Source organism: Microbacterium sp. SL75 (assembly GCF_026625865.1).
Lineage (GTDB): Bacteria > Actinomycetota > Actinomycetes > Actinomycetales > Microbacteriaceae > Microbacterium.
In genome coordinates this window covers 296,417-309,444 of the sequence record NZ_CP113067.1, presented here as the reverse complement: position 1 = coordinate 309,444, position 13,028 = coordinate 296,417, and the positions used below count along the sequence as shown (strand labels likewise).

Genomic DNA, 13,028 nt, shown 5'->3' with positions numbered 1-13,028 from the left:
GCCGGACGATGCACAGCCGACCGCCAGCGGCCGTGTCCGACCCCGCCGTTAGGCTGGAGCCCATGTCCGTCGCCCTCGATTCGCCCGCTTCCTCCGCAGGGACGACGGCATTCCCGTGGGATGCCGTGTGGGGGCAGGACGAGGCGGTCCAGACGCTGCAGCATGCGGCATCCGACCCCTCCGCCCTTGCCCACGCGTGGCTCATCACCGGCCCTCCCGGTTCGGGCCGCTCAACGCTGGCGTACGCGTTCGCCGCGGCGCTCATCGCCGATCCGGGCGACGAGCAGGCGCAGCGTCAGGTGCTCGCCCGCACCCACCCCGATCTCACCGCACTGCGCACCGAGCAGGTCGTCATCCGCATCGACGAGGCGCGACGCCTGGTCGAGCGTGCCTCTTTCGCCCCCTCGCTCGGACGCCACCGCGTGATCGTCGTCGAAGACGCCGACCGCATGGCGGAGCGCACCTCGAACGTTCTCCTCAAAGCCCTCGAGGAGCCCCCCGAGAAGACGGTGTGGGTGCTCTGCGCGCCCAGTGACGCCGATCTCCTGCCGACCATTCGCTCCCGTGTGCGCGTGCTGCGCCTGCGCGAGCCGTCCGTCGCCGACGTCGCCGCTCTCATCGTGGAGCGCACGGGGGTGAGCCCCGACATCGCCGAGGAGTCCGCGCGGCACGCGCAGCGCCACATCGGCATGGCGCAGCGGCTCGCGACCGACGACGACGCGCGCGGCCGTCGGGCCGAGACCATCGCCGCCGTCCTCGCCGTGCGCGGCATCGGCGACGCGGTCGACGTCGCGGGGCGCATCGTGCGCCTGGCCACCGACGACGCCAAGGCGCTCACGGCCACGCGCGATGAGGAGGAGCGTCGCTCGCTCCTGCGCATGCTCGGTGTGGCCGAGGGGGCCGCGGTGCCGCCGTCCGTGCGCGGCCAGGTCAACGCCCTCGAAGACGATCAGAAGCGCCGTGCGACCCGCAGCCTGCGCGACGGCATCGACCGCGTACTCACCGACCTGCAGTCGCTTTTCCGCGACGTCGTGATGATCCAATACGGCCGGGAGGGCGATCTCGTCAACAGCGAGCGTCTCGAGGCCCTGCGTGCCGTGGCCTCCGAGTGGTCTCCCTCCCGCACACTCGGAGTCCTCGACCGCATCTCGGTCACCCGCCGCAACCTCGAACAGAACGCCGCCCCGCTGCTGGCGCTGGAGAGCCTCATGATCACCGTCGCCAACGGATCCGCCCCGTGAGCGTGCGTCGCCGTCTGGCCGCCGTCGTCGCGGGCATCGTGGGTCTGTCTCTCGCACTGTCGGGCTGCCTCTACGCGCAGATCCCGCCCATGGCTCCCGCGGTCGGTCCGTCGCCGGCTCCGCAGACCGAAGGCATCGATGCCGCGCTCTTGCCGTATTACGGGCAGACGCTCACCTGGACCGACTGCGGTTCGGCGGGTTTCGACTGCACCACGGTCACGGCCCCGCGCGATTACTCCGATCCGTCCCAGGGCGAGCTCTCGCTGGCTGTCATCCGCCACCGCGCGACGTCGGGTCAGCCCCTGGGCTCGCTTCTGACCAATCCCGGCGGACCCGGTGTGAGCGGCGTCTCCACCGTCCGCGACTCCCTCTCGCTCGTGGCGGATGAGACGCTCACGAAGGACTACGACGTCATCGGCTTCGACCCCCGCGGCGTCGGTCAGTCTGCTCCGGTCACCTGCTACGACGCGGCGGGCATGGATGCGTTCCTCTACGACATCCCGCCGGGAGCGCGCGGCAGCGACGAGCGCAACGCCGCTCTCGAGAAGCGTCAGGCCGATTTCGCGCAGGCGTGTCAGCAGAACAGCGACGGCATCCTGCCCTACGTCTCCACCGAGAACGCCGCGCGCGACATGGATCTGCTCCGCGCCGTCCTGGGAGACGAGAAGCTCAACTACCTCGGCTTCTCCTACGGCTCGTTCCTCGGTACCACCTACGCGGGGCTCTTTCCCGCTCGCGTGGGTCGCATGGTGCTCGACGGCGGCATCGACCCCAGTCTGCCCGGCAGCGCGAGCGGGATCGCTCAGGCGGTCGGATTCGAGAACGCCTTGCGCGCCTTCATGGCGGACTGCCTCGAGAACTCGGACTGCCCGTTCACCGGGTCCGTCGACGATGCGATGAATGACCTCTCGTCGGTGCTCGAGCGGGTCGACGCGCGTCCTCTCGCCGGTCCCGACGGCCGACAGCTCGGCGCGGACACTCTGGTGACATCGATCGTGGCGGCTCTCTACAGCGACCAGAACTGGCCATACCTCCGTATCGCGCTGAGCGGTGTGCAGAACGGTGACGCCTCCGTCGCGTTCCAACTCGCCGACTTCTACAACGGTCGCGTCGACGGGAAGTACCAGGACAACACGATGCAGGCGCTGCGCGCCTACAACTGCGTCGACTATCCCGACGAGGGCGACGAGAACAATCCGCAGATCGAGCAGGAGCTCCGAGAGAAGGCGCCGGTCGTCGCCCCGTACTGGCTCGGGCCCGACGCCTGCGAGGCGTGGCCGGCACCGCCGACGGGCACGCGTGAAGCGATCACCGCCCCCGGCTCCCCGCCGATCGTCGTCCTCGGTACGACGGGCGATCCCGCGACCCCGTATGCCGAGGCGCAGGCGCTCGCCGGTCAGCTGTCGCAGGGTGTGCTCGTCACCTACGTCGGCGAGGGGCATCTCGCCTACAACAAGGGCAACGACTGCGTGAACTCGGCGGTCGACGATTACCTGATCGACGGCACCGTGCCCGCCGCGGGGCTGCGCTGCGAGTAGCGCCGCGTTCGGGCCCGACCGTCCGCGTAGGCTGAAGACGTCACATCCCGAGGAGACCCCTATGAACGCGCCCATCGTCGACCTGGCGTCCTACATCGACCACACGCTGCTCAAGCCCGAGGCCACTCGCGCCGATGTCGAGCGCCTCATCGCCGAGGGCTCCGAGCTCGGCACCTACAGCGTGTGCATCTCGCCGTCGTTCCTGCCCGTGCAGCTCCCCGAGGGCCTCAAGCTCGCCGTCGTGTGCGGCTTCCCCAGCGGCAAGCACCACGCCGAGGTCAAGGCGGCCGAGGCCGCCCTGTCGGTCGCCCAGGGCGCCGACGAGATCGACATGGTCATCGACGTGGGTGCGGCGATCGAGGGGCGTTACGACGTCGTCGAGTCCGAGATCCGCGCCGTGCGCGCCGCGGCTCCCGTCCCCACCGTGCTGAAGGTCATCATCGAGTCGGCGGCGCTGAGCGACGAGGCGATCGTCGCCGTCTGCGAGGCCGCGGTGAACGCGGGCGCCGATTTCGTCAAGACGTCGACTGGTTTCCACCCCGCAGGCGGAGCGAGCGTCCACGCCGTCGAGCTGATGAAGCGCACAGTCGGCGACCGCGCCGAGGTCAAGGCTTCGGGGGGAGTGCGTACCCGCGCCGCCGCCGAAGAGATGATCGCCGCGGGGGCCACGCGCCTCGGTCTGTCGTCGAGCCGGGACATCCTCGCCGACCGCACCGCGGTGGGCGACTACTGAGCGCGTACCTCGGCACGCGCTGGAGCATGTAAGATCGATGATCGTGCACGCGACAGCGAGCACATGCCGCCTTAGCTCAGACGGCAGAGCGATTCACTCGTAATGAATAGGTCAAGGGTTCGATTCCCTTAGGCGGCTCCGAAGGCCCTCACCCGCTTCCACCGGGTGGGGGCCTTTCTTCGAAGGGCTGGATGCCACGGCCGCGGCGTTTCCTTTCCTCGCCTACGGCACCGAATGGCTGGCGTTCGCCCACCTGCTGATCGCGGCCGCCCTCCGGGGGCTTCCCGTGGGTTGGCAGGTGATCGACATCTCGTTCGGGGCGGTTGCGGCCGTGCCGCTCACCGTGCGCTGGTCGCGACGCGTCGTCGCGGGGCGCTGTCGCCGGCTCCGGCGACGATCTCGGCACCCGCCCGATAGGCTGAACCCGCCTCGTTCCGCGCCCGCGTGACGGCCGTCCTCCGCCCGCTGACCCCGCTGGAGCCTCCGTGTCGAACGCCCTCGATGCCGTCATCGAGATCTTCACGTGGGTGGGTCTCGGCGGTGGACTGCTGTTGGCATTCGCGGCGGTGTTCCTCCTGCTCGCAGATGGCACCTGGCTGCCCGTCCGCGCGGTCGTGGAGCACGTCGACGACGGTCGCGTGGTCCGTTGGTTCGACGCCGACGGGGGAGTGAACGAAGCGCCGCTCTCGGCGCACGACGAGGTGAAGATCGGCGCCGCCGATATGGCCGATATCTTCTACCGCCGCGGCTCGTCGAATCGCATGCGGCTCACGCGCTCCTCGCCCCTCGTCCGATTCGTCTCCTTCCTCGCCGCGGGAGTGCTGGGCCTGGGCGTGGTCGCTTTCGTCGTCTCGATCGTGGTGCTCTTCGCGCGAGGCTGACGAACTGGCACAGAGGACATATTGCTAGATAAGCTAGCTATATGTCCGACTCGCCTGCGTCCACTCGTCGCTCCACCCGCGCAGCCACGCGCCGCTCGCTACGACCCGCGCGGGTATCGCGGTGGCTGCGCATCGGCATCCCGAGTCTGCTCGTCCTGATGTGGGTGGCGGGCGGATCGATCGGTGGACCGTTCTTCGGCAAGGTCGATCAGGTTGCGACGAACGACCAGTCGTCCTTCCTGCCGCAGTCGGCCGACGCGACCCGCGTCAGTGAACGGCTGACCGATTTCACCGGGAACGACACGATTCCCGCGATCGTGGTCGCCTCGACCTCCGACGGCAGCGCGCTCAGTGATGCGCAGGTCGCCGCGCTGCAGAGTCTCGCAACGGACGTGGCCGCCGTCGAGGGGGTGCCGGGCGACGCCTCGCCCCCTGTCGTCTCGGACGACGGCCGCGCGGCGCAGATCTTCGTGCCGATCGACAGCTCCGGCGAGGTGCGTGAGGTGGTCGAGCAGGTGCGCGAGACGGTTGCGGCCGGGGTGCCCGCCGGAGTCGAAGCGTGGGTCACCGGTCCCGCCGGGTTCACCGCCGATCTCGTGAAGGGCTTCCTCGGTATCGACGGTCTGTTGCTGATCGTGGCCCTCGTGGCGGTGTTCGTCATCCTCGTCGTCGTGTACCGCTCACCGCTGCTGCCGATCCTCGTCCTACTGACCTCGGTCTTCGCCCTCTGCGTCGCGCTTCTCACCGTCTGGTGGCTCGCGTACGCCGGGGTCGTCGTGCTCAACGGTCAGGTGCAGGGGATCCTGTTCATCCTCGTCATCGGTGCGGCCACCGACTACGCCCTCCTCTACGTCGCGCGGTTCCGCGAAGCCATCGGCGAGGGCCTGACGAGATGGGATGCCACGACCCGGGCGTGGAGGCGGGCGTTCGAGCCCATCCTGGCCTCGGGAGGCACCGTGATCGCCGGGCTTCTCTGCCTGTTGCTGTCCGACCTGGCCACCAACCGTGCTCTGGGCCCGATCGCGTCGATCGGGATCGCGTTCGCCGTGCTCTCGGCACTGACGTTTTTGCCCGCCCTGTTGGCGCTGGTCGGCCGGGCGGCGTTCTGGCCGTTCCTGCCCCGGCCGGGCCGATCGGCGATCCCCGCCGACTTCACGCAGCCGGCGAGGGGCCTCTGGCCGCGCCAGGCGCGATTCGTGGCCCGTCGCGCTCGCCCGGTGTGGGTCGTGTGCACACTCGTCCTCCTGGCGGCGTGCGTCGGCGTCACGCAGCTGCGCGCCGACGGGGTGCCCGCGAGCGACCTCGTGCTGGGGGTTTCGGAGGCGCGCGACGGTCAGGCGGCCCTGGCCGAGCACTTCCCGGGCGGCTCCGGGAGCCCGGCATACGTTGTCGTCCCCGAGCAGGAAGCTGCTCGGGCTGTGACCGTGCTGCAGAACGCCTCGGGGATCGACGCGGTCTCGGTACTCAGCGCCGACGCCCCCGGGGGACAGTCGCCCGTGAGCGTGGTCGACGGCGCCCTGCAGACCACGACGTCGGGTGCGCCCGGAACGCCCGCCCCGACCCCGACGGTCGCCGAGGGCGATGTGCTGCTGGCCGCGACCCTCGCCGACACGGCCGATTCCTCGGCGGCAGACGACACGGTCCGTCAGCTCCGCATCGCTCTGGCCGACGAGCTGGGAGAGGGAGCGGCCCTGGTGGGCGGGGTGACCGCGACCGACATCGACTCGATCGACACCTCGATCCGCGACCGCTCGTTGATCATCCCGATCGTGCTCGTCGTGATCCTGCTCATCCTCATGGCGTTGCTGCGCTCGGTCGTGGCCCCGCTCGTCCTCATCGGTACCGTCATCGTCTCGTTCGGCGCTGCTCTGGGGGTCAGCGCCCTGGTGTTCGACGGCATCCTGGGCTTCCCGGGCGCGGATCCGGCGGTGCCGTTGTACGGCTTCGTCTTCCTCGTCGCCCTGGGCGTGGACTACAACATCTTCCTGATGTCGAGAGTGAGGGAGGAGTCGCTCGTGCACGGCACGCGCGCGGGAATCCTGCGCGGACTCGTCGCCACCGGTGGGGTCATCACCTCGGCGGGTCTCGTGCTGGCGGCGACGTTCGCCGCTCTCGGGGTCATTCCGATCCTGTTCCTCGCGCAGCTCGCCTTCATCGTGGCGTTCGGGGTCCTGCTCGACACGTTCGTGGTGCGATCCCTCCTCGTGCCGGCGCTCGCCTATGACCTGGGTCGTCGCATCTGGTGGCCTTCGAAGCTGGGCAGGGGAAATGTCGGGGCGCGTAGGCTCGACGCATGACGCGCGCCCTGTTCATCGTCGACGTCCAGAACGACTTCACCGAGCGCGGTGCGCTGGGTGTCGAAGGAGGCGACGCGGTCGCCGAGCGCATCTCGCGGTACCTCGCCGAGCACGCCGACGATTACGCGCTGATCGTGGCTTCGCGTGACTGGCACCACGGCGACGACGACAACGGCGGCCATTTCTCCGAGGCCCCCGACTTCGTCGACACGTGGCCGGTGCACTGCGTCGGCGGAACCTTCGGCGCCGATTACGACGAGGTGTTCGACACCGCGCGCGTGACCCACCACCTCAAAAAGGGGCAGGGCAAGCCTGCTTACTCGCTGTTCGAGGGCGTCACCGACGAGGGCGAGACCGCGGCGCAGCTTCTCGAGGCTCACGGCATCCGCGACATCGACGTCGTGGGGATCGCGACCGATTACTGCGTGCGGGCTTCGGCCCTCGACGCCCTCGGCGCCGGGCGTCGCGTGCGCGTGCTGATCGACCTGATCGCGGGCGTGCACCCCGATTCGAGCGCCGCCGCCCTCACCGAGATCGAGACGGCCGGAGCGCAACTCGCGACCTCGGGCGACTGAGGCGCCGCGCTCAGTCGCGCTCGTCGTCGGCGCGGGGGAGGGTGATGGTCACGCTCGTCCCCTCGCCGAGAACGCTGGTGATGCGCAGCGTGCCGCCGTGCTCGCTCACGATCCGCTGGACGCTCGCGAGCCCGATGCCCCGACCCCCGTCCCCGGGGTCGGCGAAGCGGCCGCGGTTGCCCTCGTGGGTGATCGAGGCGAGATCCTCGGGGTGGATACCGCGTCCATGATCGCGCACGCGGATCGCGGCGCCTTCGTCCGTTTCGAACGCCTCGATCTCGATGAGGTCGTCCGAATACTTGGCGGCGTTCTCGAGCACATTCGCGATGGCCCGCCGAAGGCCCAGCACGTCGCCCCAGACGGTCACGGCATCCATCTGGCCGAAGACGACCCGGCCGGGCGCGTCTCCGGGAAGGACCAGTGAGACCGCCCCGCGAGCGATGAAGTCCAGGCTCGCTCGGCTGCGGCCTCGCTGACCCGCGGTGTCGACCTCGGCCATGAGGGCCTGCGCCATCGCGATGAGGTGGTCGCTCGCTTCTCCCGCAAGATGCAGGAGTCGGTGGTCGGGGGGCAGCTCCTCGCCGATGAGGTCGAGATAGCCGCGCAGGGCGGTGACCGGCGAGAGCAGATCATGCGCGAAGGTGCGCTGCAGGGCCAGACGCTCGTCGGCGGCCTGCTTCTCGGCGGTCAGGTCGCGCACGATCTTGACGAAGCCCCGAACCTGGCCGTGCTCGTTACGGATGGCGGAGATCGTCACGCGCGCCCAGAACTCGCTGCCGTCGCGACGGACGCGCCAGCCGGTGTCCTCGACGTGGCCGTCTCGCTGGGCTGCGGCCAGCAACTGGTCGGGCTTGCCGCGGCGTCGGTCCTCCTCGCGGTAGAAACGCGAGAAGTGCGAACCGAGGATGTCGTCCTCGCTGTACCCCTTGATGCGTTCGGCGCCGAGATTCCATCCGCGCACGAACCCACCGCTGTCGAGCTTGACGATCGCGAACAGGTCGACCTGCTCGTCCCAGTCCTGCGGAATCGAACGTCGGATGCTCATCAAGGGGCGGGTGGGTTCGTGATCGGGTGAAGTGGACGTCATCCGCGGTCCATCCGTGGCCGTGGTCATACGAGGGCGCCCGTGTGGGCCGGGGTGCTTGCTGAAGGCATACGCCGATCATGCCGCGGGGGTGCGCCCGGAAACAGAGATTGACATTCCCGGGCGGCACCTCACGACGAGACGGTGACGAGCGTCCGCTGCCAACCGCTCGAGCCGTCGGGGGCGATCGGCGCCTGATCCTGGATCTGCAGGTTACCCTGCTTGTCGGTGGCTCGGACGGCGATGTAGTGCGTACCGGCGTCGGCGGTCCAGTCGAGCTTCCACTGCACCCACGACTGGTCGTTGATCGGCGTCGACAACTGGGTCTCCTGCCATTCGCCGTTGTCGATGCTGACTTCCACCTTCTGCACGCCCACGGGCTGAGCCCAGGCCATGCCGGCGATGACGACGGGGCCTGCCGGGACGGGCGAACCGATCTTGGGTGTGTCGACGCGCGACGACATCTTGATGGGGGCCTCTGCGGAGTAGCCGCGGGGCGTCCAGTACGCCTCGTCCTTGTCGAAACGCGTCACCGTGAGCTTGGTGACCCACTTCGTCGCCGAGACGTAGCCGTACAGGCCCGGCACGACCATGCGCACGGGGAAGCCGTGCTCGAACGGGAGCGGTTCGCCGTTCATCTTCACAGCGAAGATCGCATCGAGGTTGTCGTCGGTGAGGGACGAGAGGGGAGTGGATGCCGTGTACCCGTCGACGCTCTCGGAGAGGACCATGTCGGCATCTCCCTGCACGCCGGCCATGCGCAGCACGTCGCGGATGGGGATGCCGGTCCAGATGGCATTGCCGACGAGTCCGCCGCCGACCTCGTTGGACACGCAGGTGAGGGTGACGCCGTACTCGTCGAGTCCCATGTTGACGAGATCGTCGAAGCTGAGCTCGATCGGGTTGTCGACCATGCCCTCGATCGAGAGACGCCACGTGGTGGGGTCGACGTTGGGGACCGTGAGCGCGGTGTCGACGCGGTAGAAATCGCCGTTCGGGGTGATGATCGGGGTCAGGCCGTCGATCTCCCAGTTCGCACCCTCGGGCACGGTCACCGTGGTGCGAGCCGAGGGGATCCGCAGCGCATCGCGGGCGGCGGCGACCGACGAGGTGGCGGCGTTGAGCACGCGGGCTCCAACGCCCACCACGACGGCGCCCACCGCGGTGAGACCGGTGAACAGCAGGAACTGGCGACGGTCGGTGCCCACGGCATCCGTCTTTCCCGCGGTCGCGGCCGAGACCCAGCGACGCAGGCGCACGATGGCGAGGAGCAGGACCAGGACCCCGGCGACGGTGCCGATGACCGGGGGGAGCCAGGCGAGAGCTCCGGCTCCGGCGCGCGTGACGATGGCCGCGGTCGCGAGGATGCCGCCGATGCCGAGCAGGATCACCCCCACGAAGCGGAAGCGGTACTCGAGCACACCGGCCACGGCGGCGGCCACGGCGGCTCCGAGACCGACGCCGGCGAGCAGGGCGATCTTGTCGCTCTCGCCGAACAGCGTGATCGCGAGCTCCTTCAGGGGGCGCGGGACGATGTCGACGATGAACGAGCCGACGGCCAAGATCGGACTCGCCGATCGGGCGACGAGCGCCGCGAGCGCTTCGGCGACGGCCAGCAGAGCCGCCGCAGACACGATTCCGGCCAGGGCGGCCCAGATCCAGGCGTGCGGGCGGCGGACCGTGGTGGTCTTGTCTTCCCGGGCCGCGGTGTCGGTCGTCATGGCATCCCTCGTCTCCGCTCGGCGCGTGTTCGCGAAGAGCCTTCCTACCTGTTCGGAGCGGAGGGCGGAACGGATGCCGTCAGGAGCCGGCGTCGGGAGCGCTCGCGGACGCGGGGGACAGCGCGAAGACCGCGACGCCCGTCGTGATCAGTGCCAGGGCGAAGCCGAGGCCCGGGCCGAGGGGCTCTCCGAGGAGCGGCACGGCCACGACGGCGGTGAGGACCGGGCTGAGGGCTCCGGCGGCGGCGGGAAGGCTGCTGCCGAGGTTCTTGACCGCCACGACGTAGCAGGCGGTCGAGAGCAGACCCGTGCCGACCCCCTGCACGAGGGCGTAGGTGCCCACGGTGCTCAGGTCGGCTGTGCCGGCGAGGAGGGTGGAGGGCAACACGCCCGTTGTCGCCAGGAGCAGGGCGGATGCCACGGACGTCACCGACACGACCACGATCACCGTGATCGGATCGAGCCGGGTGCGGGCGACGCCGAGGGTATAGGCGGCCCACACGAGGCCGGCAGCCAGAAGCACGGCGATACCGGCGGGCCCCGCCGGTCCGCCGGTGAACAGCGCGCTGGCCACCACTCCCGCGACGATCGCGGTGAGGGCGAGCAGGCGGCGCGGCGACACCCTGCGGCGCACGCACAGGAAGAGCAGCACCGCGACGAACAGGGGGACGGTTCCCGGTACGAGCAGTCCGGTGAGCGCCGCAGAGGTGAGGTGGGCGCCCCAGGCGAACAGCAAGAAGTGCGGCAGGCCGGCCAGGAGCACGAGAGCGAGCACAGTGGGGCGCTCGGCGCGGAGAGCGCGGAATGCGCGAGGGATCCACGGACTCAGGACGACCGCGGGAACGGCGAAGCGAACGATCGCGGCATCGACCATCGTGAGTCCGGCGCCCTCGAGCGCGCGCGTCGACAGGGCGAACGACGACCAGAGGGCGACGACGGCGGTGAGAGCCGTCAGACCGACGACGGTGCGGCGGGGCAGCGCTCGGGGCAGGGGCAGGGTGAACGTCGTCACCCTGCGAGCGTAGAAAGATCGCCGACGCAGCGGATTGCGATTCTTGCCCGCAGTCCACGAAAATTGGCAGAATCTGCTACATGACTTCGCTCGATCGCATCGACCGACTGATCCTGCGTGAACTGCAGCAAGACGGTCGACTCTCCAATCAGGAACTGGCCGATCGAGTCGGTCTCTCGCCCTCGCCGTGCCTGAGGCGCGTGCGTCAGCTCGAGCAGGCGGGCGTCATCGAGGGCTATCGTGCGGTGGTGTCGCCGAGAGCGGTCGACCTCACCATCACGGCGTTCGTACGCCTGCGGCTCGCCTCGCACGAGGGGGCGACGGTGGATGCCGTCGAGGAGCGCTTGCGCGCGATCCCGCACATCGTCGAAGCGCACCTGCTCGCCGGCGACTGGGACTACCTGGTGCGCATCGTCACGCCGAGCTTCGAGGAGTACGAGCGACTCCTGCGCGATCACCTGCGCGCTATCCCATCGCTGTCGTCGATCGACACGACCTTCGCGTTCGGGGTCACCAAGCCCGTTTCGCCCCTGCCACTGGAACCGGCCCCCGGGCACGCGTAAGGCCCGGGTCGACGATCGCGACCCGGGCCCGGGGCAGTTCAGCGCTGCGAGCGCTGCCTGAGAACCTTCGCCTGCACCTTGCGGCGGATCTTCTGTACCTTGGGGTCTTTCCAGACCCGGTAGGCCACGGTTCCGGCGGCGACCGCACGGCCGATCGCCGTCCGGGCCAGGACGGCCCCTGCGAGTCCGACTGCGCCGGTTCCGATCCAACGTGCGACACCCATGACGCCTCCTCGATTGCGTGTGGGTTCTCACCTCACACGATCCAGCGCCGGATGCCGCGCCGCTTGCGCCGACGCCGTGGTTGTGCGTCGCTCAGCGCAGCGACCCGCCGGAGGGGGCGGCGAAGGGCTCGAGGGCGGCGATCACGTCGTCGCCCAGTGTGGCCTTGCTCGCCTCGACGGCGTCGTCGATCTGGCTCGGGCGCGAGGCGCCGATGATCGCGGTGGTGACCACCGGGTCACGCAGCACCCACGCCACGGCCAGCTGCGGGATCGACAGCCCCGCATCGCGGGCGACCCCGTCGATGCCGCGGATGCGTTCGAGGTAATCGTCGGTGAGGGCGGACTCGTCGAGGAAGCGGCTGTCGGCCGCTCGCGAGTCGGCGGGGACGGTGCCGTCGAGGTACTTCGCGGTCAGCAGGCCCTGGGCGAGCGGCGAGAAGACGGCGCTGCCGACCGAGAGCTCGCGCAGCGTGGGGAAGAGCTCGGACTCGGGCGTGCGGTCGAACAGCGAATAGCGCGGCTGGTGGATGAACAGGCGCACGCCCTCGGCCGCGAGCAGCTCGTGCGCGCGGCGGGTGAGTTCGGCCGGGTAGTTCGAGATGCCGACGTACAGCGCCTTGCCGCTGCGGACGATGTCGGCGAGAGCGGTGACCGTCTCTTCGATCGGCGTCTCGGGGTCGACGCGGTGGGAGTAGAACACGTCGACGTAGTCGGTGCGCATGCGCGTGAGGCTCTGCTCGAGCGAGCGCACGAGGTACTTGCGCGATCCGCCGTCGCCATAGGGCCCGGGCCACATGTCGTACCCGGCCTTCGTCGAGACGAACAGTTCGTCGCGGTACGGGCGCAGATCGCTGTCGAGCACCGTGCCGAAGGTCGTCTCGGCCGCGCCGTAGGGCGGGCCGTAGTTGTTCGCGAGGTCGATGTGCACGACGCCGCGGTCGACGGCGTGGCGCAGGATCTCGCGCTGCGAGTCGAGCGTGCGTCCGCTGCCGAAGTTCTGCCAGAGACCCAGCGAGATACGGGGGAGGGGGATCCCGCTCGCCCCGGCGCGCAGGAACGGCACGTCGTCGTAGCGGGTGGAGGACGCGATGAACGCGGACGTCAGGCGGGGGTCATCGGCGGCGATGGGCATGCTTCTCCTCGACGGTGAAGGGGGTCA

Annotated in this window: 12 protein-coding genes and 1 tRNA gene; 8 read left to right on the top strand and 5 right to left on the bottom strand. The window is 69.7% G+C overall.

Annotated elements, in window-relative coordinates:
* Positions 1-62: 62 nt before the first annotated feature.
* The 7 genes from OVA17_RS01395 (at position 63) to OVA17_RS01365 (ending at position 7,265) form a co-directional block, all read left to right on the top strand.
* A complete protein-coding gene (locus OVA17_RS01395) occupies positions 63-1,241 on the top strand; it encodes a DNA polymerase III subunit delta' (protein WP_267787679.1) in 1,179 nt (392 codons plus the stop codon).
* Entirely contained in the window at positions 1,238-2,779 is a 1,542-nt protein-coding gene (locus OVA17_RS01390; RefSeq protein WP_267787678.1) for an alpha/beta hydrolase, read from the top strand. Before OVA17_RS01395 ends, OVA17_RS01390 begins: the two co-directional genes overlap by 4 nt.
* A 61-nt stretch (positions 2,780-2,840) precedes the next feature.
* The gene (deoC, locus tag OVA17_RS01385; protein ID WP_267787677.1) at positions 2,841-3,512 is read left to right on the top strand and encodes a deoxyribose-phosphate aldolase; all 672 of its coding nucleotides are present in this window, start codon (positions 2,841-2,843) and stop codon (positions 3,510-3,512) included.
* Positions 3,513-3,577: 65 nt separating this feature from the next.
* A tRNA-Thr gene (locus tag OVA17_RS01380) sits at positions 3,578-3,650 on the top strand.
* A 347-nt stretch (positions 3,651-3,997) separates the two neighbouring features.
* Positions 3,998-4,393, top strand: a complete 396-nt coding sequence (locus OVA17_RS01375) for a hypothetical protein (RefSeq protein WP_210073674.1) — start codon at positions 3,998-4,000, stop codon at positions 4,391-4,393.
* Between the two features lie 158 nt (positions 4,394-4,551).
* Positions 4,552-6,690, top strand: a complete 2,139-nt coding sequence (locus tag OVA17_RS01370; protein WP_267789337.1) for an MMPL family transporter — start codon at positions 4,552-4,554, stop codon at positions 6,688-6,690.
* A complete protein-coding gene (locus OVA17_RS01365) occupies positions 6,687-7,265 on the top strand; it encodes an isochorismatase family protein (protein WP_267787676.1) in 579 nt (192 codons plus the stop codon). Before OVA17_RS01370 ends, OVA17_RS01365 begins: the two co-directional genes overlap by 4 nt.
* A gap of 10 nt (positions 7,266-7,275) precedes the next feature.
* Here OVA17_RS01365 and OVA17_RS01360 read toward each other — a convergent pair whose 3' ends face one another.
* The 3 genes from OVA17_RS01360 to OVA17_RS01350 form a co-directional block, all read right to left on the bottom strand.
* Positions 7,276-8,352, bottom strand: coding sequence for a PAS domain-containing sensor histidine kinase (locus OVA17_RS01360; RefSeq protein ID WP_267787675.1), 1,077 nt, complete (start codon positions 8,350-8,352; stop codon positions 7,276-7,278).
* A 128-nt stretch (positions 8,353-8,480) separates the two neighbouring features.
* Entirely contained in the window at positions 8,481-10,070 is a 1,590-nt protein-coding gene (locus OVA17_RS01355; RefSeq protein ID WP_267787674.1) for a molybdopterin-dependent oxidoreductase, read from the bottom strand.
* Positions 10,071-10,149: 79 nt separating this feature from the next.
* Entirely contained in the window at positions 10,150-11,082 is a 933-nt protein-coding gene (locus tag OVA17_RS01350) for a DMT family transporter (RefSeq protein WP_267787673.1), read from the bottom strand.
* 80 nt (positions 11,083-11,162) lie between these two features.
* On the opposite strand from OVA17_RS01350, the gene OVA17_RS01345 reads away from it, so the two are divergent.
* Positions 11,163-11,645, top strand: coding sequence for an Lrp/AsnC family transcriptional regulator (locus OVA17_RS01345; protein WP_267787672.1), 483 nt, complete (start codon positions 11,163-11,165; stop codon positions 11,643-11,645).
* 38 nt (positions 11,646-11,683) lie between these two features.
* On the opposite strand, the gene OVA17_RS01340 is transcribed toward OVA17_RS01345, so the two are convergent.
* Both OVA17_RS01340 and OVA17_RS01335 read right to left on the bottom strand, forming a co-directional pair.
* Positions 11,684-11,869, bottom strand: coding sequence for a hypothetical protein (locus OVA17_RS01340; RefSeq protein ID WP_210073687.1), 186 nt, complete (start codon positions 11,867-11,869; stop codon positions 11,684-11,686).
* 91 nt (positions 11,870-11,960) lie between these two features.
* Entirely contained in the window at positions 11,961-13,001 is a 1,041-nt protein-coding gene (locus OVA17_RS01335; protein ID WP_267787671.1) for an aldo/keto reductase, read from the bottom strand.
* Positions 13,002-13,028 lie beyond the last annotated feature (27 nt).

Bases quoted from the DNA above. Each gene is read 5' to 3' on its own strand.
- OVA17_RS01365 (WP_267787676.1), top strand. From the start codon at position 6,687: ATGACGCGCGCCCTGTTCATCGTCGACGTCCAGAACGACTTCACCGAG.
- OVA17_RS01370 (WP_267789337.1), top strand. From the start codon at position 4,552: ATGTGGGTGGCGGGCGGATCGATCGGTGGACCGTTCTTCGGCAAGGTC.
- OVA17_RS01360 (WP_267787675.1), bottom strand. From the start codon at position 8,352: ATGACGTCCACTTCACCCGATCACGAACCCACCCGCCCCTTGATGAGC.
- OVA17_RS01395 (WP_267787679.1), top strand. From the start codon at position 63: ATGTCCGTCGCCCTCGATTCGCCCGCTTCCTCCGCAGGGACGACGGCA.
- OVA17_RS01335 (WP_267787671.1), bottom strand. From the start codon at position 13,001: ATGCCCATCGCCGCCGATGACCCCCGCCTGACGTCCGCGTTCATCGCG.
- OVA17_RS01355 (WP_267787674.1), bottom strand. From the start codon at position 10,070: ATGACGACCGACACCGCGGCCCGGGAAGACAAGACCACCACGGTCCGC.
- OVA17_RS01345 (WP_267787672.1), top strand. From the start codon at position 11,163: ATGACTTCGCTCGATCGCATCGACCGACTGATCCTGCGTGAACTGCAG.
- deoC (WP_267787677.1), top strand. From the start codon at position 2,841: ATGAACGCGCCCATCGTCGACCTGGCGTCCTACATCGACCACACGCTG.
- OVA17_RS01340 (WP_210073687.1), bottom strand. From the start codon at position 11,869: ATGGGTGTCGCACGTTGGATCGGAACCGGCGCAGTCGGACTCGCAGGG.